The sequence below is a fragment of the Brevundimonas naejangsanensis genome (assembly GCF_003627995.1).
Classification (GTDB): Bacteria; Pseudomonadota; Alphaproteobacteria; order Caulobacterales; family Caulobacteraceae; genus Brevundimonas; species Brevundimonas naejangsanensis_B.
The window spans coordinates 2,668,763-2,691,089 of sequence record NZ_CP032707.1; the positions used below are offsets into that span (position 1 = coordinate 2,668,763).

The 22,327-nt window shown below is 69.1% G+C and carries 18 protein-coding genes; 6 read left to right on the forward strand and 12 right to left on the reverse strand.

The window, feature by feature from the left end; genetic code table 11:
- From D8I30_RS12615 to D8I30_RS12625, 3 genes are read left to right on the forward strand one after another with little or no spacing between them, the layout of a single operon-like run.
- On the forward strand, positions 1–1,362 hold the full coding sequence (locus D8I30_RS12615; protein WP_121483057.1) for an MFS transporter: 1,362 nt from the start codon (positions 1–3) through the stop codon (positions 1,360–1,362).
- Positions 1,363–2,151, forward strand: coding sequence for a nucleoside triphosphate pyrophosphohydrolase (gene mazG / locus D8I30_RS12620; RefSeq protein ID WP_121483058.1), 789 nt, complete (start codon positions 1,363–1,365; stop codon positions 2,149–2,151).
- Positions 2,148–2,828, forward strand: coding sequence for an HAD family hydrolase (locus D8I30_RS12625; protein ID WP_121483059.1), 681 nt, complete (start codon positions 2,148–2,150; stop codon positions 2,826–2,828). The genes mazG and D8I30_RS12625 overlap by 4 nt, the downstream gene beginning before the upstream one ends.
- Here the strand turns inward: D8I30_RS12625 and D8I30_RS12630 are convergent.
- The 7 genes from D8I30_RS12630 to dusB form a co-directional block, all read right to left on the reverse strand.
- The gene (locus D8I30_RS12630) at positions 2,819–4,447 is read right to left on the reverse strand and encodes a Na+/H+ antiporter (protein ID WP_121483060.1); all 1,629 of its coding nucleotides are present in this window, start codon (positions 4,445–4,447) and stop codon (positions 2,819–2,821) included. The genes D8I30_RS12625 and D8I30_RS12630 overlap by 10 nt on opposite strands.
- A 7-nt stretch (positions 4,448–4,454) precedes the next feature.
- Positions 4,455–5,768, reverse strand: coding sequence for a GTPase HflX (hflX, locus tag D8I30_RS12635; protein ID WP_121483061.1), 1,314 nt, complete (start codon positions 5,766–5,768; stop codon positions 4,455–4,457).
- A complete protein-coding gene (hfq, locus tag D8I30_RS12640; RefSeq protein WP_003164861.1) occupies positions 5,769–6,014 on the reverse strand; it encodes an RNA chaperone Hfq in 246 nt (81 codons plus the stop codon).
- A gap of 107 nt (positions 6,015–6,121) precedes the next feature.
- Positions 6,122–6,982 (reverse strand): D-amino-acid transaminase, encoded by an 861-nt coding sequence (locus D8I30_RS12645; protein WP_121483062.1) that lies wholly within the window; start codon positions 6,980–6,982, stop codon positions 6,122–6,124.
- Positions 6,982–8,388 (reverse strand): sigma-54-dependent transcriptional regulator, encoded by a 1,407-nt coding sequence (locus tag D8I30_RS12650; RefSeq protein WP_121483063.1) that lies wholly within the window; start codon positions 8,386–8,388, stop codon positions 6,982–6,984. Before D8I30_RS12650 ends, D8I30_RS12645 begins: the two co-directional genes overlap by 1 nt.
- Before the next feature lie 10 nt (positions 8,389–8,398).
- Positions 8,399–10,651: a sensor histidine kinase NtrY-like gene (locus D8I30_RS12655; protein ID WP_121483064.1), complete on the reverse strand. Its 2,253-nt coding sequence runs from the start codon at positions 10,649–10,651 to the stop codon at positions 8,399–8,401.
- Entirely contained in the window at positions 10,651–11,700 is a 1,050-nt protein-coding gene (gene dusB / locus D8I30_RS12660; protein ID WP_121483065.1) for a tRNA dihydrouridine synthase DusB, read from the reverse strand. The genes D8I30_RS12655 and dusB overlap by 1 nt, the downstream gene beginning before the upstream one ends.
- 65 nt (positions 11,701–11,765) lie before the next feature.
- Here dusB and D8I30_RS12665 point away from each other — a divergent pair, with 65 nt between their 5' ends.
- Positions 11,766–12,908 (forward strand): bifunctional 2-C-methyl-D-erythritol 4-phosphate cytidylyltransferase/2-C-methyl-D-erythritol 2,4-cyclodiphosphate synthase, encoded by a 1,143-nt coding sequence (locus tag D8I30_RS12665; RefSeq protein ID WP_121483066.1) that lies wholly within the window; start codon positions 11,766–11,768, stop codon positions 12,906–12,908.
- Positions 12,909–12,916: 8 nt separating this feature from the next.
- Here the strand turns inward: D8I30_RS12665 and D8I30_RS12670 are convergent, their stop codons facing one another.
- Positions 12,917–14,221: a diguanylate cyclase domain-containing protein gene (locus D8I30_RS12670; protein ID WP_121483067.1), complete on the reverse strand. Its 1,305-nt coding sequence runs from the start codon at positions 14,219–14,221 to the stop codon at positions 12,917–12,919.
- A gap of 229 nt (positions 14,222–14,450) precedes the next feature.
- Here D8I30_RS12670 and D8I30_RS12675 point away from each other — a divergent pair, with 229 nt between their 5' ends.
- Complete coding sequence (locus D8I30_RS12675; RefSeq protein WP_121483532.1) at positions 14,451–15,326, forward strand: YihY/virulence factor BrkB family protein; 876 nt, start codon at positions 14,451–14,453, stop codon at positions 15,324–15,326.
- On the opposite strand, the gene D8I30_RS12680 is transcribed toward D8I30_RS12675, so the two are convergent.
- Together D8I30_RS12680 and D8I30_RS12685 are read right to left on the reverse strand one after the other, a co-directional pair.
- The gene (locus D8I30_RS12680; protein ID WP_121483068.1) at positions 15,292–15,534 is read right to left on the reverse strand and encodes a sulfurtransferase TusA family protein; all 243 of its coding nucleotides are present in this window, start codon (positions 15,532–15,534) and stop codon (positions 15,292–15,294) included. The two genes, D8I30_RS12675 and D8I30_RS12680, sit on opposite strands and share 35 nt — an antisense overlap.
- Positions 15,531–16,025, reverse strand: a complete 495-nt coding sequence (locus D8I30_RS12685; RefSeq protein ID WP_205570717.1) for a CinA family protein — start codon at positions 16,023–16,025, stop codon at positions 15,531–15,533. Before D8I30_RS12685 ends, D8I30_RS12680 begins: the two co-directional genes overlap by 4 nt.
- Before the next feature lie 73 nt (positions 16,026–16,098).
- Here D8I30_RS12685 and D8I30_RS12690 point away from each other — a divergent pair, with 73 nt between their 5' ends.
- Complete coding sequence (locus D8I30_RS12690; RefSeq protein ID WP_121483069.1) at positions 16,099–18,372, forward strand: spermidine synthase; 2,274 nt, start codon at positions 16,099–16,101, stop codon at positions 18,370–18,372.
- Positions 18,373–18,492: 120 nt separating this feature from the next.
- On the opposite strand, the gene mfd is transcribed toward D8I30_RS12690, so the two are convergent.
- Both mfd and D8I30_RS12700 read right to left on the reverse strand, forming a co-directional pair.
- On the reverse strand, positions 18,493–21,942 hold the full coding sequence (mfd, locus tag D8I30_RS12695; RefSeq protein WP_121483070.1) for a transcription-repair coupling factor: 3,450 nt from the start codon (positions 21,940–21,942) through the stop codon (positions 18,493–18,495).
- Complete coding sequence (locus tag D8I30_RS12700; RefSeq protein ID WP_121483071.1) at positions 21,942–22,271, reverse strand: succinate dehydrogenase assembly factor 2; 330 nt, start codon at positions 22,269–22,271, stop codon at positions 21,942–21,944. The genes mfd and D8I30_RS12700 overlap by 1 nt, the downstream gene beginning before the upstream one ends.
- Positions 22,272–22,327: the final 56 nt, after the last annotated feature.

Consider the following 22,327-nt stretch of genomic DNA (forward strand, 5'->3'; position numbering starts at 1 on the left):
ATGCGCGCACCCGTCGCCGATCCGCCGCGCCGTTCCAACGTCGTCCTGGCCGCCTTCTCCGGCCCCTGCCTGCCGCTGGCGGCGTTCGGCGTCGCCCTGCCGGTCACCCTGCCCGAGTTCTACGCCACCTTCGTCGGGCTGGAGCTGGGCGTGGTCGCGGGCGTCTTCATGGCGGTGCGGCTGATAGACATCCTGTTCGATCCCCTGATCGGCTGGGGCATGGACAAGACCCGGACGCGGCTGGGCCGCTATCGGCCCTGGATGGCGCTGTCGATCCCGATCCTGATGCTGGCCGCCCTGACGATGTTCGTCACCGTGCAGCCGGGCGCGGGGCCGATCTATCTCTTCGGATGGCTGCTGGTGCTCTACCTCGGCTTCTCGATGGGCACGCTGGGGCAGTTGGGCTGGGCGGCGGTGCTGGCGCCCCAGTACGACCAGCGCAGCCGCGTCTATGGCTGGTGGCAGGTGTTCAACATCATCGGCGTCATCCTGATCCTGGTCCTGCCGACCATTGTGGTGAAGACGGGTATCGGCACTTACGTTGACGGGGTTCGGATCATGGGCTGGGCCATCATCATCGCCCTGCCCCTCACCTTCGGCCTGGCCATGCTGGCCGTGCCCGAGCCGGTCAACGCCGGCGCCCCGCCGCACGGCGGCCCGCGCGCCTATCTGGGCCTGTTCCGGATGAAGACCGTGCGCAAGCTGCTGATCGCCGACCTGCTGCTGGGCATAGCGCCGGGCATCACGGGGTCGCTGCTGTTCTTCTTCTTCGGCCAGATCAAGGGCTACGACCACACCCAGGCGTCGCTGTTCATGCTGATCTACTTCATGGCCGGCCTGGTCGGGGCGCCGTTCTGGGCCTGGTTGGCGACCAGGATCGGCAAGGACCGGACCCTGGCCTTGGCCAGCCTGATCTTCGCCGCCTTCTATGTCGGCGCCACCCTGGTTCCCGGCGGGAACTTCGCCCTGACGGCGGTCGCCATGTTCATCGCCGGCCTGCCCTATGCCGCGGGCCTGTTCCTGCTGCGCGCCATGATGGCGGACGCGGGCGACGAGGTGCGGCTGGAGACGGGCGTGGACCGGACGGGCCTGATGTTCTCCATCCTGTCGGCGATGACCAAGCTGGGCCACGTCTTCGCCCTCATTCCCTATTGGATTCTGGGCCAGATCGGCTTCAAGGCCATGCCGGGGATCGAGGGGAACAGCGACTTCGCCCTGCTGATGCTGCAAATCCTGTTCATCGCCGTGCCGGGCCTGCTACTGGCGGGCGCCGCCTGGGTGTTGCGGGGCTATCCCCTGACGCCCGCGCGACACGATGAAATCCGCGCCGCCCTGGCGCAAAGAGACGCCGGACACGCCTGAATGACCCACCCCGTCGACCGCCTGAAGGACATCATGGTTCGCCTGCGCGACCCGAACGGCGGCTGTCCCTGGGACGTCGAGCAGACCTTCGCCACCATCGCCCCTTACACGATCGAGGAGGCCTATGAAGTCGCCGACGCCATCGAGCGCGGCGACATGGACGAACTCAGGGTCGAGCTGGGCGACCTGCTGTTCCAGGTCGTCTTCCACTCGCGCATGGCCGAGGAAGCCGGGCATTTCCGGCTGGAAGACGTGGCCGAGGCCATGGCCGACAAGCTGATCCGCCGCCATCCGCACGTCTTCGGCGACGAGGCGGCCAAGCCCAGCGGTCCGGCCCAGAAGGCGCGCTGGGAGGACATCAAGGCCGCCGAGCGCCAGGCCAAGGAACAGCACGGCGTGCTGGACGACGTGCCGGTCGGCCTGCCCGCCCTGACCCGCGCCGCCAAGCTGACCAAGCGTGCGGGGCGCGTCGGCTTCGACTGGCCCTCGACCGACGAGGTCTTCGACAAGCTGGCCGAAGAGGTTCAGGAACTGCGCGTCGAGATCGCCGCCGGCGACAAGGAAAAGGCGCGCGAGGAGCTGGGCGACCTGCTGTTCGTCGTCGCCAACCTGGCCCGCAAGCTGGAGCTGGAGCCCGAAGACGCCCTGCGCGCCGCCAACGCCAAATTCGTGCGCCGCTTCGAATTCATCGAGGCCGAACTGAAGAAGGACGGCCGCACGCCCGAACAATCCGACCTGGCCGAAATGGACGCCCTGTGGGACGCGGCCAAGGCGGCGGAGAAGGCATGAAGGGCGGCCCGTTCGACCTCATCATCTTCGACTACGACGGCGTCATCGCCGACAGCGAAGTGCTGAACAATGCGGTGATGGCCGAACTGCTCAGCGAGATCGGCCTGCCGACCACGGTGGACGACGCCCTGGCGACCTATCTGGGCAAGCGTTGGCTGGACTGCGAAGCCATCATTTCGGAACGGCTGGGCGCGCCCTGCCCGCCCGGCGTCCGGGACGAATGGACCCGCCGCTGTCACGACCGCGCCCGACGCGACCTGACCTCAGTGGCGGGTTTCGACGGTTTTCTGGCCGGGCGCGGCGAGCGACGCTGCATCGCCTCGTCCAGCCCGCCTGATTGGATCGAACTGGGCCTGCGCCGTTTCGGCGCCCATGACGCCTTCGCCGGACCGATCTTCAGCGCCGCTGTCCACGTCAGCCGGGGCAAGCCGCATCCCGACCTGTTCCTCTACGCTGCCGACGCGATGAAGGCCTCCCCGGAACGCACCCTGGTGATCGAGGACAGTCCGACCGGCGTCCTGGCGGGCGCGGCGGCGGGCATGACGGTGGTCGGCCTGTGCGCGGGCGGCCATATCCGCGGCGATCACCCGCAAAGCCTGGTCCGGGCTGGGGCGCAGCAGGTGTTCGACAGCTATGCCGACCTGGCCGACTGGATCGCGGATAGCCCTCAAGCGTAGCGCAGTTCCTGCAGGTCGATCTCGCGGATCAGCTTGCGGCCGGTTTCCTCGTCGATCAGGCGCTCGCGGCTCAAACGGACGAGTTCCTGGCGTTCGGCGGCCAGTCCCGCGAGACGCAGGCGGCGTTCGATCTCGTCGGCCCGGCGCGCCTGTTCGGCGGCGTCGGCCTCGGCGCCCGAGCGACTGTCGATGCGGTAGCGATAGACTTCCATGACCCGCGTGGCCGTCTCGGCGTAGAGGTCGGGGTCGGCCTTGCCCTCGGCCATGGCGTGCTGCGCGTCCTCGATGGCGCGGATGGCGGCCCAGGCGGCGGCGACGCGGGATCGGCTTTCGTCTGCCCTGTGGTCGTCCTCGGACGGCAGTTGGACGCCCTTCAGCAGATGCGGCAGGGCCACCGTCGCCAGCACCAGGGAAACGATGATCACCCCCGCCGCCAGGAAGATGGCCAGGTTCCGCGCGGGCAGCAACGACCCGTCGGCCATGAAGAACGGAAGGGTCAGTATCCCCGCCAGGGTGATCGCCCCGCGCACCCCCGCCAGCGACATGACCGCGACCAGACGCACCCCCACCTTGGGCGTCGCGCCGCGCCTCCGTCGGCGGAACAGGGTCAGCTTCAGCGAGGTCCACACCCAGATGAAGCGCAAGGCCGCCAGGGCCGCGACGATGGCCAGGACATAGACCGCCAGCCACCAGACCTCGCGATGCTGGGTGGTGCGGATCACCTCTGCCGCACGGGCCATGATGGAGGGCATCTGCTCGCCCAGGATGACGAAGATCACGCCGTTGGCGACGAATTGCACCGTATCCCAGACCACGGCGCGACGGATGCGCGTCGCCGCCATGGCCGAGCCCTGGCGTTCGGTGAAGCTCATGGTCACGCCCGCCGCCACCGCCGCCAGAATGCCCGAGGCGTGGATGGCTTCGGCGGCCAGATAGGCGGCGAAGGGCATCAGCAGGCTGATCAGGATCTGGCCGCCGACATCCTCGCCCCAGCGGCGGCTGATGAAGGCCTTCACCAGGCCGATGGCCAGGGTGACGCCGACGCCGACCGCCACCCCCGCCAGGGCCAGCCAGGCGAAGGTCCCGAAGGCGCTGGACAGGGAAAAGGCGCCTGTCGTCGCCGCGATCACCGCGACGCGCATGCAGGTCAGGCCGGTCGCGTCGTTCAGCAGCGACTCGCCCTCCAGGATGTGCATCAGCCGCTTGGGGATCGGCGCCCGCCCGGCAATGGCCTGGACCGCGATCGGGTCGGTGGGCGACAGGATGGCCGCCAGGGCGAAGGCCACGGCCAGCGGCATGGCCGGAATCATCCAGTGGATCAGGAAGCCCAGGCCCACGACCGTGAAGACCACCAGCCCCAGCGCCAGCTCGAGAATGACCACTCGGTCCCGGAACAGCGCCTCCTTGGGAATCCGCCACCCGTCGACGAACAGCAGGGGCGGCAGCAACAGCAAGAAGAAGATGTCCGGCTTCAGATCGACGGACTCGCCCGTGATCAGAACCACCCCCGCCCCAAGGGCGATTTGCACCAGCGGCAGGGCGATCCGGGTGATGCGAGCCACCCACCCCGACAGCACCACGGCCAGCAGCAGGAAGAGGATGGTCTCGATCAGGTGCATGACGGGATCAGTCGATCACGTCCGGATACAGCCTTTCAAGCCGTCCCAGGGCGGCGGGGTGCAGGCGCACCGTCAGATGAACCCGACCGTCCTCGTCCGTCTCGCGCCCCGTCACGCGGCCGTTGGCGTAGAGCCAGGCCAGCAGGTCGCCCCGGTGCGGCTCGACCGTCACGCGCGTCTCGGCGTCAGCGTCGATCAGGCCGGCGATGGTTTCGCGCAGGGCCTCGATCCCTTCGCCCGTCCAGGCGGAAACGGCCACGGCCTTGCCGTCTCGGGCGAGGCGCTCGGCCTGGCCGACCACGCTCTCATGGGCGTCAGGCTCCAGCAGGTCGATCTTGTTCCAGACCTCGAGGATGCGGCGCGTCTTGCCCTCGGGCGTCGGGATCTGCTCGAGAACCGCCTCGACGTCCTTGGCCTGGGCGGCGCTGTCGGGCGAGGCGATGTCGCGCACGTGCAGGATCAGATCGGCCTCGCCGACCTCTTCCAGGGTGGCGCGGAAGCTCTCGACCAGTTCGTGCGGCAGGTCGGAGACGAAGCCCACTGTGTCGGCGATGATGGCCGGGCGCCCCTGCGGCAGGCGGATGGTGCGCTGGGTCGTGTCCAGGGTGGCGAACAGCAGGTCCTTGGCCATCACCTCGGCCCCCGTCAGCCGGTTGAACAGCGTCGACTTGCCCGCATTGGTGTAGCCGACCAGGGCGACAGAGGGGAACGGAACCTGTTTGCGCGCCTTGCGATGCAGGCCGCGCGTGCGCCGCACCTCTTCCAGTTCGGCCTTCAGACGGACGATGCGGTCGGCGATCATCCGCCGGTCCAGCTCGATCTGGGTTTCACCCGGGCCGCCGACGCCGCCCGTGCCGCCGCGCTGGCGCTCCAGGTGGGTCCAGGTGCGGACCAGGCGCGAGCGTTCGTATTCCAGCCGCGCCAGCTCGACCTGCAGCCGTCCCTCGCGCGTGCGGGCGCGGCGGCCGAAGATCTCCAGGATCAGGCCGGTTCGGTCGATGACCTTGATGTCCCAGAAGCGTTCCAGGTTGCGCTGCTGCACCGGGGTCAGCTGATCGTCGATGACGACCGCCTCGGCGTCGGCCGCCAGGATCAGGGCCGAGATCTCTTCCAGCTTGCCCCGGCCGATCAGGGTGGCGGGCGTGACGGAGCGCAGGCGCACGATCTCCTGCGCCCGCACGTCGAGGTCCAGCGCCTGGGCCAGGCCCACGGCTTCTTCCAGGCGTTCGGACGCGTGGCGCGCATTGTCGCCGCGACGGTCGGGATGGATGACGACGGCCCGGATCAGCGGGACGGCGTGGTCAATGAGTTTGGAGGTCAATCAGTCTTCTTCGGCGTCGGGCTCGTACAGCTGCACGGGCGCCGACGGCATGATGGTCGAGATGGCGTGCTTATACACCAGCTGCGACTGGCCGTCGCGACGCAGCAGCACACAGAAGTTGTCGAACCAGGTCACGATACCCTGAAGCTTGACCCCGTTCACCAGGAAAATGGTCAGCGGCGTCTTGGTCTTGCGGACGCTGTTCAGGAAGGTGTCCTGAAGGTTCTGTCTCTTGTCTTGCGACATGGCAGGTTGATCCTGTTCTTGGTCTTTTTCATCAGCCGCAGAGGCCGAGGCGGGCGCGCCGCCCGCGTCAGCGACCTTAGCCACGCCCCCGCCGGTGCGGCAACGCCTTAAATGGCCTCGCGGCGCGCCTGTTCCAGATAAAGCTCGCGCAAACGGGTGGCGATGGGCCCCGGCTTGCCCTCGCCGATCCGGGTTCCGTCCAGCGATGTGATCGGCATGACGAAGGAGCTGGCCGCCGTGACGAAGATTTCGCGCGCGCGCTTGGCCTCTTCGACGCTGAAGGCGCGCTCTTCCAGCTCGATCCCCTCAGCCTCGACCAGCTTGAGGATCGCCGCGCGGGTGATGCCGCGCAGGATGTTGGCCTGGGTGTCACGGGTCCGCAGCTTGCCGTTCTCATCCACGATCCAGGCATTGGTCGAGGAGCCCTCGGTCACCATGCCCATGTCGTCGTACAGGATGGCCTCATAGGCGCCGCGCTCGCGCGCCGCCTGCTTGGCCAGGGCGTTGGGCAGCAGGCCGACCGTCTTGATGTCGCAACGGCCCCACCGCATGTCCGGCTGGGTCACGCCGGCCGCGCCCTTGGCGGCCAGGGCCTCCCCCTTGCGCAGGTCGAGCGACTTGGCGGTGACGATGACGCTGGGCGCCACATCCTTGGGGAAGGCGTGGTCGCGGGGGGCGGTGCCGCGCGTGATCTGGATATAGACGAGGCCGTTGCGCACCCGATTGCGGCGGATGGTCTCGCGCAGCACGATGCCCAGGGACTCGGCCGACATCGGAATGTCGATGCGCAGCTCGGTCAGGCTGCGGGCCAGACGGGCTAGGTGGCCCTGATAGTCCGCCAGCCGGCCGTCGAAGACGGACCAGACCTCATAGACGCCGTCGGCGAATTGGAACCCGCGGTCCTCGATGTGGACCACGGCCTGGCCGTGCGGCTGATAAACGCCGTTTACATAGGCGACCCTGGACATCAGGCGCCCTCTCCTTCCTCGTCTCCGCCGCGTGCGGGCGAGACACCCAGCGACTTAAGCTTGCGATGAAGCGCGGACCTCTCCATGCCGATGAAGGCGGCCGTGCGCGAGATGTTTCCGCCGAACCGCATGATCTGGGCCGACAGGTATTCGCGTTCGAACACCTCTCGCGCCTCGCGCAGCGGCAGGGCGATGATGCGGTCGGCCCCCAGCGAGGCCGGGCTGGCCGACGAGGCCACCTCCTGCGGCAGCATGTCGGCGGTTATCGGCTCGTCCGGCCCGCCCGTCGCCAGGATCAGCAGGCGTTCGATGTTGTTGCGCAGCTGGCGCACATTGCCCGGCCAGGGGTGGACCTGGAGCACGGCCAGGGCGTCGTCGGCGATGCGACGGTGCGGCAGGCCCTGGGACGCCGACAGGTTATCGACGAAATATTCGACCAGTTCGGCGATGTCCTCGCGCCGCTCCGACAGGGGCGGCACGCGGATCGGCACCACGTTCAGGCGATGGAACAGATCCTCGCGGAAACGGCCCTCAACGATCTCGGTGCGCAGGTCGCGCGCAGTCGAGGTGACGACCCGCACGTCCACCTGGACGTCCTGTTCGCCGCCGACGCGGCGGAAGCTCTGCTCGACCAGGACGCGCAGGATGCGGCTCTGGCTCTCGCGCGGCATGTCGGCCACGTCGTCCAGATAGAGGGTTCCGTTATGGGCCCGCTCGAAGACGCCGATCTTGCGCGGACGGCCGTCGCCGCCCTCCTCGCCGAAGAGTTCGACGTCCAGGCGCTCGGGGGTCATGCCGGCGGCCGAGATGGCGACGAACTCGCCCTTGGCGCGGGGGCTGGCGTCGTGAATCTGGCGCGCGACCAGCTCCTTGCCCGAACCTGGCGGGCCGGAGATCAGGACGCGGCTGTTGGCGGGCGCCACCTTGGCGATGGTGGTGCGCAGCGCCTGGGCCGCCACCGACTTGCCGATCAGGCCGGTCGGCGTCAGCGTCTGCGCCCGCAGGCGACGGTTCTCGCGCTTCAGCGAAGCCGCCTCCAGCGCGCGTTCGATCACCACCACCAGCCGGTCGGACTTGAACGGCTTCTCGATGAAGTCATAGGCGCCGCGTTTCAGGGCGCTGACCGCCGTCTCGATATTGCCGTGGCCCGAGATCATGACGACCGGCAGGTCCTCATCCAGCTCGCGCACGACATCCAGCAGCTCCAGCCCGTCCAGCCCGCCGCCCTGCATCCAGATATCGAGCACCGCCAGCGACGGCTTGCGCGCCCGGATGGCGGCCAGGGCCTCGTCCGAGTTGGCGGCCGTGCGGACCGAATGGCCCTCGTCCTCGAGCAGGCCGGAGACCAGCTCGCGGATGTCCGCCTCGTCGTCGACGACCAGAATATCGGCACCGGTATTTCGCATGACGCCTCTCTTACTCCGCCGTTCTCGCCGCGCCGGAAGCACGGTGAGCGGCCTTATGGTCCTGGGTCAGGGGGAAGATCAGGCACACGCGCGCGCCCGACAACGTCTCGGCGTCGGCCAGCCTCAGCTCGCCGCCGTGGTCCTCACAGATGCGCTTGACGATGGCCAGGCCGAGGCCCGTGCCCTTCTCACGCGTGGTCACATAGGGCTCGGTCAGCCGGTCGCGATCCTTGGCCGGCAGGCCGACGCCGTCGTCCTCGATGGTGAAGACGGCGCGCCCGTCCTCAACCTCGAGCCGGGCGATGATGCCCAGCGCCTCTTCGACGGTCGGTTGACGCGCGCGCTGCGCGCTGACGGCTTCGCCGGCGTTCTTCAAGATATTCGCCAGGGCCTGGCCGACCATGCGACCGTCGCATTGCAGGATGGCCTCCGGCAAGGGCTCGACCAGGTCCACGCCAATGTCGGGCACAGCCACACGCTGGGCGAACACCGCCTCGCGCAGCATCTCGGCTGGATTCCCGAGCGAGAAGCGCGGCGCGGGCATGCGGGCGAAGGAGGAGAACTCATCCACCATCCGGCCGATGTCGCCGACCTGGCGGATGATGGTTTCGGTGCAGCGGTCGAACACCTCGACGTCGTCGCCCACCCGCTCGCGATAGCGCCGCCGCAGACGCTCGGCCGACAGCTGGATCGGGGTCAGCGGGTTCTTGATCTCATGGGCGATGCGTCGCGCCACGTCGCGCCAGGCGGCGTTGCGCTGGGCCGTGACCAGGCGGGTGATGTCGTCGAAGGTCAGCACCATCTCTCCGCCCTGCCCGCCCTCGATGCGGACCCGCAGGCGCAGGGCCTCGCCGTCGCGGCTGACGTCGATGTCCTCTTCGATATGGGCCTCGCCGCGCTCGGACAGTTCGCCCAGCTCGGGCGCCACCTCGGCGAGCCGCAGCCCCTGCACCTGTTCCGGGTCGAGGCCCAGAAGCTGGCTGGCGCTGTCGTTGATGGCCGAGATGCGCCGCATCCGGTCCAGCCCAATCACCCCCGCGCTGACGCCCGACAGGACGGTCTCGATGAACAGGCTGCGCCCCTGGGCTTCGTCCGAGGCGGTCTTCAACGCGGCCTGTTGAGTCTTGATGTCCTCGGTCATGCGGTTGAAGGCCTGGGACAGGACGATGATCTCGGACGGCGCGCCGGTGTTGTCGACCCGCGCGTCGAGGTCGCCGCCGGCCACCTGATCCGCCGCCTTCACCAGCCGCCCGATCGGCGCCGAGATCGAACTGGCCGCCGACATGGCCAGCCAGACGGCGCCGACGAGGACCAGCAGCGCCGTTTCCAGATAGCTCAGGGCGAAGGCCGCCTGGATGCGAGCCCGGCTCTCTTCCGCGGCCCGATAGGCGGTGATGGATTCCTCGCCGTTCCGCATCCGCTGGATCAGGCCCGGCGCCAGAGGCCGCACGACATAGAGGTAGGCGTCGCCATAGTCCGGCAGCGGATACAGCGCCCTCACCACGTCGGGGTTTTCCGTCACCGTCGTCGGAGCCACCTCGCCCCGCGCCACCGTCTCGAACGCCTCGCGCGGCGGGGCGACATAGGGCGGGGCGCCCGGCCGCTCGCCGCTGGCGAGCACGCGGCCATGGTCATCGAGGATATAGAGGGCCGGATAGCCGAAGAAGTCGCCGATCTGCGACAAGGCGCGGGAGAACTGGAGGCGATTGTCGAACAGGTCGCGCACCCCGCCCAGTTCGGTCGCCATGGTTTCGAGGTCCATCTCCAGCCCGGCGCCGACGTCCGCGACATAGGCGCGGCCGATCTCGGCGCCGTTCTCGACCGCCGAGCGGACGTTGGTGCTGAACCATTGATCCACCCCCCGGTTGACCAGCACGCCGAACACCAGGGCGATCAGGACCGCTGGCACGACCGAGACCAGGGAGAAGAGGGTGACGAACCGCAGGTGCAGCCGCGCGCCCGGATCGTTCCGATTGCGCGTCAGCCGCAGCACCCGGCCTCCGATCACCGCCGCCAGTCCCGCGATCAGCACCAGATTGGCCAGAAGGATAAAGAGAACAGCCTGGCTGGCCGCCGTGCGCGCGTCGCCGCCCGCCGTCGCCCCAGGTGCGATAGCCACCAGCCAGATGGCCGCCGCCGTGACCAGGAAGGCCACGGCGTAGGCGGTCCCGAACAGGGCCCTTGCCCGACCGTCGGCCAGACGCCCCCAGAGCGAGCGCTCTGAGACCTGCTGTTCAACCGGGGCGACAGGCGTGTCCGACATCACGCGACAGCTTTGAACACCTGTGGCCTGTTTTCAACATCGAAGTTGCCTAAATGCGTCACGCCGCACCACAAGTCCGTCAGGGCGGCCTCGACCTCCTCAGGCGTGTCCAGGCGGCACAGGCGGGCCTTGGCCGCGCGGCGCTCGGCCGGGTCGGCGGGCCAGGGCGCCTGCTCGATGTACCAGCCCAGGTGCTTGCGGAACATCTTCAGCCCCAGTGGCAGGCCGTAGAAGACCGCCGACGCGCGCAAATGCTCGATGACGATGGCCAGGCGTTCCTCGCGATCCGGTTCCTCCAGCCGCGTCCCGTCGATCAGGGCGCGTTCCAGGTGCGCCGCCAGCCAGGGCCGGCCATAGACGCCGCGCCCCAGCATCAGGGCGTCCGCCCCGGAACGGGCCAGGGCCTCGCGCGCCTGTTCGGCCGTGATGATGTCGCCGTTGACGATGACCGGAATGGCGACCGCCTGCTTGACCTCGGCCACGGCGTCCCAGTCGGCGACGCCCGTATAGAATTGCTTGCGCGTGCGGCCGTGCACGGTGACGGCGGCGACGCCCAGGTCTTCGGCGCGGCGGGCGAGGTCAGCAGCGTTGTGGCTCGTCTCGTCCCAGCCCAGGCGCATCTTGACGCTGACCGGACGACTGACCGCCTTCACCACGGCCTCCATGATGCTGCAGGCCACGTCCGGCGTGCGCATCAGGGCCGAGCCGCAGGCGGCGCCGGTGACTTCCTTGGCCGGGCAGCCGAAGTTCAGGTCGATGATGTCGGCGCCCGCCGCCTCGGCCATGCGCGCCCCGTCGGCCATGGCGACCGGATCGCCGCCGACCAGCTGGATCACGGTCAGCGGCAGGCCCCCGCCCACGGCGGCGCGCCGCACCACGTCGGGCCGCCCGCGCGCCAGCTCGGCCGAGGCCACCATTTCCGTCGCCACATAGGCGGCGCCGAGGCGCGAGGCCAGCACCCGGAACGGCAGGTCGGTGATCCCGGTCATGGGCGCCATCAGCACCCGCCCCGCGATCCGCACATCGCCAATCTGCAACCCAATCGTCATGGAGTTCCTTAGCGCCGATGGACGCCCCTCTCGTCAAGTGGAACTGGGGCGCTTAGAAGACGGGCATGGGATTCTCAGCGATCGTCGTCGCCGCCGGCTCGGGTTCACGGGCGGGCGGCGCCAAGCAGTGGCGCACGGTCGCCGGACGGCCTGTAGCGCGCTGGTCGGTCGAGGCCTTGCTCGCGGCCGGCGCCCGCGAGGTGGTCGTGGTCATTGCTGCGGACGCCGAAACTCAGGCGCGAGCGGCGCTGGAAGGCCTGACGGGGTGGCGCGCCGTATCGGGCGGCGCCACGCGGGCCGATTCCGTGCGGGCCGGTCTTGGCGCCCTCAACGGCGCTGATGACGAGCCGGTCCTGATCCACGACGCCGCCCGTCCCTTCCTGACCGGCGAGTTGATCGAACGCCTGCTGTCGGGCCTGGCCGACGCGGACGGCGTCCTGCCCGCCCTGCCAGTCGCAGACAGCCTGCGGCGCGGCGGCGAAGGTCGGGTCGTCGGCGCCGTCGACCGGGAGAACCTGTGGCGGGCACAGACGCCCCAGGCTTTCCGCCTCAAGACCATCCGCGACGCCTATGCCGCCTGGCCCAATGACGAAGCCGCCACCGACGAGGCCGCCGTGGTCGAGCGCGCGGGCGGCCGCGTCCGACTGATCCCAGGCGATCCGCGCCTGATGAAACTGACCTATCCCGAGGATTTCGCCATGGCCGAGGCCCTGTCCGTCGCACGCACCACCATCCGCATCGGCCAGGGCTTCGACGTCCACCGCTGGGGCCCGGGCTCGTCGGTCTGGCTGTGCGGGGTCGAGATTCCGCACGACCAGACCCTGATCGGCCACTCCGACGCCGACGCCGGCCTGCACGCCCTGACCGACGCCATCCTGGGGGCCATCGCCGACGGCGACATCGGCGACCACTTCCCGCCCAGCGATCCGCAATGGAAGGGCGCCTCGTCCGACCGATTCCTGGTGTACGCCGCCCAGCGCGTGGCGACGCGCGGCGGGCGCATCATCAATGTCGACGTGACCCTGATCTGCGAACAACCCAAGGTGAAGCCCCATCGCCAGGCCATGCGCGAACGCCTGGCGGCGCTGTTGAACCTGCCGCTCGACGCCGTCAGCGTGAAGGCCACGACCAGCGAGGGCCTGGGTTTCACCGGCCGGGGCGAAGGCCTGGCCGCCCAGGCGGCCGTCTCGATCGAGCTGCCCGCCTAGCTGCTGCCCTAGCTTCTGGGCAGGTCGGCCGAGGCGCGTTCCAGCAAGGACGCAGGGGTTTCTTCGCCCCTCAGTTCCGCAACCCCGACATCCAATTCGACCACGAAGGGCGAACGGTCGCGTCCGGCGTCGAAGGCGGTGCAGGCGATCACCGCCGCGATGCGCTCGGCCGTGGTCCGCGCCGCCGCGTGATCCGTCGCCGGGAGGGCCAGGGCGAAGGTCTCGGGCGACAGGCGGGCGGCCGTGTCCTCGACCCGCACCAGGCGCGACACCATGGCGCCGATCTGGGGCATGGCGCGCTCCAGCCAACCGCCCTGGCGCGCGGCGGCGATCGCTTCATTGGCGGGCACGCGCAAGACGCAGACGGACAGCGGGCGGTTGCGGGCCCGCGCGCCCTTGGCGATGCGAGCCAGGTGAGCGGCGAACAAATCACGGCTGAACAGTCCGGTCTCGGCATCCATCAAGTCGCAACTGCGCACCGCGTCCAGAGCGCGCCTCAGGGCCTGTCGACGGCGATGATTGCGCGCCAGGGCCAGCACCCGTTCCGCCGTCTCCTCTTCCGGCGTGGCGGCGGCGGCGACGTCGGCGAAGCCGCGCCCGAACAGGTCGGCCAGGTCCGGCTGGGTCTCCTCGCGCAGATAAAGCGTCAGGGGAATGTGATAGAGACGGGTGTTCCGCCGCATCCCCGCCGCGATCGACAAGGCCGGCGCGTGGGATCGGTCGCCCCACAGCACGGCGGCGTCGAAGGCTCGCTCATGCAGATAGTCAAAGGCCGTATAGGGCGTCGGCGCCGCCACCGCTTCGGCGCCTGCCGCCGTCAGGGCGTTGGACAGGGCCAGGAAACGGCGGTCCGCGGCTCCCGCCGTCAGAATCTGCAGCGGCGTCTCGCCCGTGTCCGGTTCCGGCAATTCGACGCCATGGGCGGCGAACGTCGCCTGCCGCAGCATGAACTCCTCTTCGGCGACGGCGGCCCGCGTCAATTGCTCCAGCCGCGGAGCCATCTGCAGCGGATGGGGATAGGCCGAAAACACCAGATCGCAGTCGGCCGCGCCGGCCTGGGAGGCCGCGCCGATGCCGAGAATCGACAGATAGCGCGGCGCGGCGCTGTCGCGCAGCCGGCCGAGGGCCCCCTCCCCGATGACGTTCAGATCGACGACGGCCGCATCCACGGGCAGGTCCGATGACGCCAGAAGCGCGGCGTCGAGAGACCGCGCGGTGACGGTTCGCCAGCCCAGTCGGTCCAGTCCTTCACAAAGGGAGCCCAGCTGGTCATCGGCGTCGGCGACGACCAGAACGCGCGGATCGGATTCCAAACACTGTCTCCCTGGCCTGGCCGGCTCGCCCCCGCGACCGCCCCAGACGACGCCATGATACCGGCGCCGACGAGGCCCGCAATGGGCAAGGCCGATCATCAGATGACGACATTGGGACTTCTCTCGTGTCCGCGAATGGGGTTAATCCGCGCCCTTGTTTGACGATCGAGACCCTGGATTGACCTCTACCAACCCGCTCACGGCCCAACCCCGGCTCCTGCTGCGCCTGATGACCCGGGCCTTCAGCCGCAGCTGGGGCCGCGACGTCATGCTGTACACGGGCGGCGTCTCCTTCTTCGCCCTGCTGGCCCTGTTCCCGGCCATCGCCATCCTGATCGGCTTCTACAAGGCGGTGCTGTCGATCGGTCAGGTCAGCGAGCAGGCCGCCGCCCTGGCGGATGTCATCCCCTCGGCGGCGCGAACCCTCTTTCTGAACGAGATCGAGCGGCTGGCCAACGCCTCGGCCCGCACCGTCTCGGCCCAGAGCGCGATCGCCCTGGTCATCGGCGCCTATGCGGCCCACCGAGGGTTCAAGGCCCTGCTGGCCGGGCTCAACCTGATCCATGACGAGACGAACCCCCTGGGGTTCTTCAAGTTCAACCTGCTGGCCTTCCTGGTGGCCCTGGCCGCCTTCGTCCTGTTCACCGTCGTTTCGGGCGCCGTGGTGACCTCGCGCCTGCTGGAGCACGCCCATGCCCCAGGCGGCGCGGGCTGGCTGGTCCTGCCGCTGGACGGCCTGTGGCCCGCCCTGGGCCTGTGGCTCGGGCTGGCCATGCTCTATCGCTACGCCATGGCCCACGCGGATCGCGTCAGCTGGAAGGCGTCGATCACCGGCGGCCTGGTCGCCACCGTCATGTCCAGCTTCTTTTCCTGGCTGTGCGCCATCTACGTCGAGCAGATCGCCCAGTTGGGCGCGACCTACGGCTCGGTCGGCGCCGTGGTGGTGCTGCTGATCTGGCTGTCGTGGAACGTCAACGCCATCTTCTACGGCGGCGCCTTCGCCACCGAGCTGGAGATCGAGTGGAAGTCCCGCGCCGAGCCGGCGCCCGAGGCCCCTTCTGGCTCGGTCGTCAACCTGTCGGAGCGTCGCCAGTCTCGACAGTGATCGCCAGGGCGCCGTCCGTCTCTTCGATCTGAACCACGCGGCCGCCGACCTCCTGCATCAGGAAGGGCACGTCGATCCGCGCCATGGCGTCGGTCGCCAGCAGGATCAGTCGCGCGCCCGCGGGGCGGCCCTCCATGGCCTTGCGCAGACGCAGGCTGGGCACCGGGCATTTGTGGCCCCGCGCGTCCACGACCGTGGGATCGCTCATCGCGACACGGCCTCCAGCAGAAGGCCCAGCGCCGTGCGCACGCTTTCCAGACGGATCGCCTCGCGGCCGATGTCGCCGAAGCGTTTCTCAAGATGAACGACCCGGCCGTCCGCGCCCACGGCGGCGAAATGCACCAGGCCGACAGGCTTGTCCGCCGAGCCGCCGCCCGGTCCCGCGATGCCCGTCACGGACACCGCGACTGAGGCGCGCGAGCGCACCACGGCGCCCTCGGCCATGGCCCGGGCCGTCGGCTCGGACACGGCGCCGAAGCGCGCGAGCACGTCTTCCGAAACGCCCAGCATCTCGACCTTGGCCTCATTGCTGTAGGTGACGAAACCGCGATCCAGAACAGCGGACGAGCCCGCGATCGCCGTCAGCGCCCCGGACACCAGACCGCCGGTGCAGCTCTCGGCGGCGGCGACCATCAGCCCCGCCGCCTTGGCGCGGCCGATCACGGCCTCGGCGGTCGCCTCGATGTCCTGCGGCAACATAGGAATTCGCTCCGTCCTCGAGTCGTCATAGCCTCGCCGAACGGAATCACCCGTCCGACGTCGAAAGCAGCGCATGACCGAACACGTTCTGGCTCCGGCTCATCGCACGGTCGATGCGATAACACCTGCCGCCTTCGCCGTCGCCGTCTTCACCTCGGCCAGCCTGGTTTTCATCGTCCAGCCGATGGCGACCAAGCTGGTGCTGCCGCTGCTGGGCGGGTCGCCGTCGGTGTGGAACACCGCCATGGTCTTCTTCCAGGCGGCCCTGCTGGCGGGCTACCTCTACGCCCACCTGCTGCAGCGCGTGCCGTCGATCCGGGCGCAGGCCCTGATCCATCTGGCGCTGCTGGGCGCGGCCGCGATCTTCCTGCCGCTCGGCGTCACCCAGGCCCTGGGCGAGCCTGATCCCGCAGCGCCGGTCGGTTGGCTGCTCGCGGCCCTGACGCTGTCGGTCGGCGCGCCCTTCGCCATCCTGTCGGCGACCGCGCCCCTGCTACAGGCCTGGTATGCGCGGGTCCGCGCCGGTCGGCCCGACGGCGCCAACCCCTATGTCCTCTACGCCGCCTCCAACCTCGGCAGCTTCCTGGCCCTGCTGGCCTATCCGGCCCTGGTCGAACCCCTCGCCTCTCTGTCGGGCCAGAGAATGGGCTGGACGGCGGGCTATGCCGTCTTCGCCGCCATGGTGGTGGTCCTGGCGATCCTGATGCCGCGCGGCGTTGCCGCCGTGCGCGCCCCTGCCCCGGCCGAGCGCAGCCCAGCCATTCCCTGGCGGCGCAAGATCGTCCTGGTCCTGCTGGCGGCCGCGCCGTCCAGCCTGATGCTGGGCGTCACCGCCCACCTGTCGACCGACGTGGCCTCGGCCCCCTTCCTGTGGGTCGCGCCCCTGGCCCTCTATCTGCTGACCTTCGTCATCGCCTTCCAGGCGAAGCCGTGGATCTCCCTCCCCGTCACCCTGCTGCTACAGGCGACCCTTACCATCATGGTCGCCGGCCTGGTCGGCATGACGACCGGCCACTGGCTGATTCTGCTGGGCCTGCATCTACTCGGCTTCTTCTTCACCGCCCTGATGTGCCACCAGCAGATGGCGGCTCGACGCCCGGCGCCGGATCGGCTGACCGAGTTCTACCTGCTGCTATCGCTGGGCGGCGTGCTGGGCGGGGCGTTCACCGCCCTGATCGCACCGGTCCTGTTCGAGACGGTGCTGGAGTATCCGCTGGTCATGGTCCTGGTCTGCCTGGCCCGTCCCTGGCTGGATGACCGACCGGCCAAGCGCGAAGTCTGGCTGATGACGGCGGGCCTGGCGATCGCCGTCTTCGTCCCCCTGCTGTTCGAGATGCTGCGCTACAACCCGTCGCTGCGCGCGGCCTTCAGCGACCTCGGCCTGACGGCGACGGCCCAGATCATCCTGGGCGCGGCGGCCATCTGCGCCTTCCTGATCCGCGACCGGGTCTTGATGTTCACCGCCGTGGTCGCCGCCATGACGATCTCGGCGCACTACATCGGCCGCGGCTATGACTGGAGCCTGTCCGAGCGCAGCTTCTTCGGCGTCATGCGGGTGGCGATCACGCCGGACCCCAAGATGGGTGGCGACGTCCATGTGCTGATGCACGGCACCACCCTCCACGGCGCCCAGGCGCGCCATCCCGACTTCGCTTGCGCCCCGACCATGTACTACGCCGAGACCACGCCCCTGGGGCAGGCCGCCGAACTGATCCAGGCGCGCGGCTCCGGCGCCGTCATCGGCGTGGTGGGCCAGGGCTCGGGCGCCATGGCGGCCTACAAGCGCGCGTCCGACCGGATGACCTTCTTCGAGATCGACCCCATGGTCGACCGCCTGTCGCGCGATCCGAAGTGGTTCACCTTCATCTCGAACTGCGCCCAAGGGCCGATCCGCACCGTCCTGGGCGACGCGCGGCTGACGCTGAACAAGGAGGCGCCGGGCTCCTACGACCTGCTGGTCATCGACGCCTTCTCGTCAGACGCCGTGCCGACCCATCTGCTGACGCGCGAGGCGATCCAGGGCTATCTGAAGTTGCTGAAGCCGACAGGCGTCGTGGTCCTGCACCTGTCGAACCGCAACCTGGAGATCACCCTGCCCGCCGTCGCCGCCGCGCGTGAACTGGGCGCTGCCGAACTGCATCAGGTCTATATCGAGCATCCCGACACCGCCGTGATGGCCGAGGCCTCGACCGAGGCTCTGGTCATCTCGCCGACGCCCGAAGGCCTGGCCGACTTCAAGGCCGACGGCCGCTGGCGCAAACTGGCTCCGACCGAAGTGCGGCCGTGGACCGACGACTACGTCAACCTGTTCGGCGCCCTGATGCGCAGCATGAGAGGGCGTGCCTGATCGGCGTCATCCCGGAAGCGGCTCAGCCACTACCCGGGACCGCTCAAGACAGTGACCTCGGCCCCTCGGCGGTCCCGGCTCTGCGCGGCTACGCCGCTTGGCCGGGATGACGGCGTTTCGTCACGCTGCGCCCGCCACTCGCGCCAGATCTGCGGTGATGCGTTCGGCGACCTTCAGGCGGTCGTCGGGCGTGGGCCATTCGCCCTTCACCACGATCTTCTGATCCGGCCGGATCTTCCAGAAGGCGTGGTTCTTCTGGATCAGCCCCACCAGCCCCATCGGATTGGGGAAGCTGTTGTTGCGCAGGGTCAGGACCGCGCCCTTGGGCCCGATGTCGATCTTCTCGATGCAGGCCGTGCGGCAGTTGGCCTTGACGCCGACGATCCGAAGCAACTGCTGCGCCTCGTCCGGCAGCGGGCCGAAGCGGTCGATCAGTTCGGCCGCCATGGCCTCGCGATCCTCCATCTTCTCGGCGTCCGACAGGCGACGATAGAGGCTGAGACGAAGATTTAGGTCCGGGACGTAATCCTCTGGAATCAAGACAGCCGCGCCGACGTTGATCGAGGGCGACCAGCCGCGATCCGGCGCCGCCTCGCCCTGCTCGCGCAGTTCGGCGACGGCGTCTTCCAGCATCTGCTGATAGAGTTCGACCCCGACCTCGCGGATGTGGCCCGACTGTTCGTCGCCCAACAGATTGCCGCCGCCGCGCTGGTCCAAGTCGTGGCTGGCCAACTGGAAGCCCGCGCCCAGGTTGTCCAGCGACTGCAGCACCTGCAGCCGCCGTTCGGCCGACAGGCTCAAGGGCTTGGTCGGGTCGGTCGTCAGATAGGCGAAGGCCCGCGCTTTGGACCGGCCGATGCGGCCGCGGATCTGGTGCAACTGCGCGAGGCCGAACATGTCGGCGCGGTGCACGATCAGGGTGTTGGCCGTCGGAATGTCGATGCCGCTCTCGACGATGGTGGTCGAGACCAGCACGTCATACTCCCCGTCGTAGAAGGCGCTCATCACCTCCTCCAACTGGGTCGGGCTCATCTGGCCGTGGCCGACGACGAACTTCACCTCGGGCACCTGCTCGCGCAGGAACCGCTCGATATCCGGCAGGTCCTTCAGGCGCGGCGCGACGTAATAGCCCTGGCCGCCGCGATATTTCTCGCGCAGCAGGGCCTCGCGCACCAGCACCGGGTCCCACGGCGTGACATAGGTCCGCACCGCCAGACGGTCGACCGGCGGGGTGGCGATGATCGACATCTCGCGGATGCCCGACAGCGCCATCTGCAGCGTGCGCGGGATCGGCGTGGCCGTCAGGGTCAGCAGGTGAACGTCGGCCCGCAAGGACTTCAGCTTCTCCTTGTGCTTGACGCCGAAGTGCTGCTCCTCGTCGACGATGACGAGGCCCAGATCCTTGAAGCCGACCTGATCGGCCAGCACGGCGTGGGTGCCGACGACGATCTCGAAGCTGCCGTCCTTCAGACCCGCGCGCGTCTCATTCGCGTCCTTGGCCGTGACCATGCGCGACAGGTGTCGCACCTTGATCGGCCAACCAGCGAAGCGTTCGCTGAAGGTCTTGAAGTGCTGGCGGGCCAGCAGGGTTGTCGGGCAGACGATAGCGACCTGTTGCCCCGTCATGGCCACGACGAAGGCGGCGCGAAGGGCGACCTCCGTCTTGCCGAAGCCGACGTCGCCGCAGATCAGACGATCCATCGGCGTGCCCTTGCCCAGGTCCTCCAGCACGTCGCCGATGGCGTTCAGCTGATCGTCCGTCTCCTCATAGGGAAAGCGGGCGCAGAACTCGTCGAACAGGCCCGCGGGCGGCACGATGGCGTCGGACACCCGCAGCGCCCGCTTGGCGGCCAGGGCGATCAGCCCTTCGGCCATCGCGCGAAGGCGCTCCTTGGCCTTGGCCTTGCGCGCCTGCCAGCCCGCGCTGCCCAGACGGTCCAGCTGAACCCCTTCGGCGTCCGTGCCGTAGCGGGTCAGAAGGTCAATGTTTTCAACCGGCAGATAGAGTTTGCTCTCACCGGCATAGAGGAGTTCGAGGCAGTCGTGCGGCGCCTCCTGAATCTCCAGCGTGCGCAGGCCTTCGTAGCGGCCGATGCCGTGATCCAGGTGCACCACCAGATCACCCGCCGTCAGGGCCGATGCCTCGGCCAGGAAGTTCGACGCCCGCCGCTTGCGCTTGGGCCGCGCCAGGCGGTCGCCCAGGATGTCGGTCTCGGAGATGACAGCCAGGTCGTCGGTTACGAAGCCGTGCTCGACCGGCAGCACCGCGCGCAGATAGAGGCCGTCGGGCGCGCCTTGCACGTCGTCCCAGTCGCGCACCGCCACGACATGCGTCAGGCCATGATCGCCCAACATGGCGGCCAGGCGCTCGGCTGAGCCGTCGGACCAGGAGGCGAACAGGACGCGCTTGCCCTGCCCCTTCAGCGCCTCGGCGTGCTGGGCCACGGCGGCGAACAGGTTGACGCTGTCCTGCGAGCGCTCAGCAGCGAAGCTGCGGCCCAGACGGCCGCCTGCGTCCTCGCCCGAACCGGCGGCCAGCGGCGACAGGCGGCGCACGGCGCGACCGGCCAGGGCGCTGTTCCAGTCGCCTTCGTCGAGATAGAGCCGTTCGGGCGGCAGGGCGCGATAGGCCGACCCGCCCTTGCCGCGCGCCGCCTCCTTGCGCGCCTCATAGGCGTCTACGGTCAGGTTCCAGCGCTCGCCGCGCGCCTGCTCCGCCTGGCTGTCCAGGAAGACCGGCGCCGCGTCCGGCAGATAGTCGAACAGCGTGTCCAGCCGCTCGTAGAACAACGGCAACCAGTGCTCGACGCCCTGACGGCGCGCGCCCTCGCTGACGGCGGCGTACATGGGCTCATCGCCCGGCGCGCCGAACAGGTTCAGATAGCCGCTGCGGAAACGCGAGATGGCGTCCGCGTCCAGCAGCACCTCGGACACCGGCGACAGGGAGACGGCCTTCAGCTGGCGCGTCGAGCGTTGCGTCTCGGGGTCGAAGGCGCGGATCGATTCCAGCTCCGAGCCGAACATGTCGAGGCGGACCGGCTCCTCGAAGCCCGGCGGGAAGACGTCGATCACCCCGCCGCGCACGGCGTACTCGCCGCGCTCCGACACGGTGGAGGCCCGCACATAGCCGTTGGCGGCGACGTAGCGCTCCAGCGCGTCGGTATCCAGATCGGCGCCGACCTTGGCCGCGAATCCGGCGCCGGTCACGGCGTTGCGAGGGGGCGTGCGCTGGGCGGCGGCCGCCACGGTTGCGACCACCAGCAGCGGCGTCCTGTCCGTCGGGTCGCGCGTGGCCAGCCGGGTCAGGGTCGCCATGCGCTGGGCCGCAACCGAGGCCGTCGGGCTCAGCCGGTCATAAGGCAGGCAATCCCACGACGGATATTCAAGAACTTCAACATCCTTGGCGAAAAAGCGGAACGCCTGGATGAAGTTGCCCGTGCGCTGATAGTCGCGCGCGACGAACAGGGCCGTCCCGCCCTGGGCCTTGATGCGTTCGGCGACGATGAGGGCGTCCAGCCCCTCCGGCGCGCCGCCCAGTTCGACGTCCGTCCGCACGGGCCCCGCGTCCATCAGCCGATGCCCTTGGCCACTTCGGCCGCGACGTGTTCACGCATGAAGACGCGGATGCGCGCCAGCATGGGGCCGTCGAACTCGGGCGGGGTCGGCTCGCGCTCGATGATCCAGGCGTAGAGGTATTGATCCTCTTCATCCAGCAGGGTCTCGAGTTCGGTCAGCTCGTCATCGCTCAGCGTCGGCGCCACCTGGTCGACGAAGGGCCCCAGCACCATGTCGGCCTCGCGAAAGCCCCGGCGCCAGGCGCGGAAGGCGAGACGCCCGAGGCGCGTCTTGCGGTCGTCGGTGTTCTGGGCGTCCTCGGGACGTGCGTCGATATCGGCCACGCGGTTTCCTTGCCTGTCCGTTCACTTCGGTAAGAGGCGGATCAGATAGCGTTCCA

What these genes read in the sequence shown, in the direction of transcription:
- D8I30_RS12665 (WP_121483066.1), top strand. Translation starts at nt 11,766, where the DNA reads ATGGGATTCTCAGCGATCGTCGTCGCCGCCGGCTCGGGTTCACGGGCG.
- D8I30_RS12675 (WP_121483532.1), top strand. Translation starts at nt 14,451, where the DNA reads ATGACCCGGGCCTTCAGCCGCAGCTGGGGCCGCGACGTCATGCTGTAC.
- hfq (WP_003164861.1), bottom strand. Translation starts at nt 6,014, where the DNA reads ATGTCGCAAGACAAGAGACAGAACCTTCAGGACACCTTCCTGAACAGC.
- D8I30_RS12685 (WP_205570717.1), bottom strand. Translation starts at nt 16,025, where the DNA reads ATGTTGCCGCAGGACATCGAGGCGACCGCCGAGGCCGTGATCGGCCGC.
- D8I30_RS12650 (WP_121483063.1), bottom strand. Translation starts at nt 8,388, where the DNA reads ATGCGAAATACCGGTGCCGATATTCTGGTCGTCGACGACGAGGCGGAC.
- D8I30_RS12625 (WP_121483059.1), top strand. Translation starts at nt 2,148, where the DNA reads ATGAAGGGCGGCCCGTTCGACCTCATCATCTTCGACTACGACGGCGTC.
- D8I30_RS12615 (WP_121483057.1), top strand. Translation starts at nt 1, where the DNA reads ATGCGCGCACCCGTCGCCGATCCGCCGCGCCGTTCCAACGTCGTCCTG.
- D8I30_RS12655 (WP_121483064.1), bottom strand. Translation starts at nt 10,651, where the DNA reads ATGTCGGACACGCCTGTCGCCCCGGTTGAACAGCAGGTCTCAGAGCGC.
- D8I30_RS12690 (WP_121483069.1), top strand. Translation starts at nt 16,099, where the DNA reads ATGACCGAACACGTTCTGGCTCCGGCTCATCGCACGGTCGATGCGATA.
- mfd (WP_121483070.1), bottom strand. Translation starts at nt 21,942, where the DNA reads ATGGACGCGGGGCCCGTGCGGACGGACGTCGAACTGGGCGGCGCGCCG.
- mazG (WP_121483058.1), top strand. Translation starts at nt 1,363, where the DNA reads ATGACCCACCCCGTCGACCGCCTGAAGGACATCATGGTTCGCCTGCGC.
- dusB (WP_121483065.1), bottom strand. Translation starts at nt 11,700, where the DNA reads ATGACGATTGGGTTGCAGATTGGCGATGTGCGGATCGCGGGGCGGGTG.
- D8I30_RS12645 (WP_121483062.1), bottom strand. Translation starts at nt 6,982, where the DNA reads ATGTCCAGGGTCGCCTATGTAAACGGCGTTTATCAGCCGCACGGCCAG.
- D8I30_RS12630 (WP_121483060.1), bottom strand. Translation starts at nt 4,447, where the DNA reads ATGCACCTGATCGAGACCATCCTCTTCCTGCTGCTGGCCGTGGTGCTG.
- D8I30_RS12680 (WP_121483068.1), bottom strand. Translation starts at nt 15,534, where the DNA reads ATGAGCGATCCCACGGTCGTGGACGCGCGGGGCCACAAATGCCCGGTG.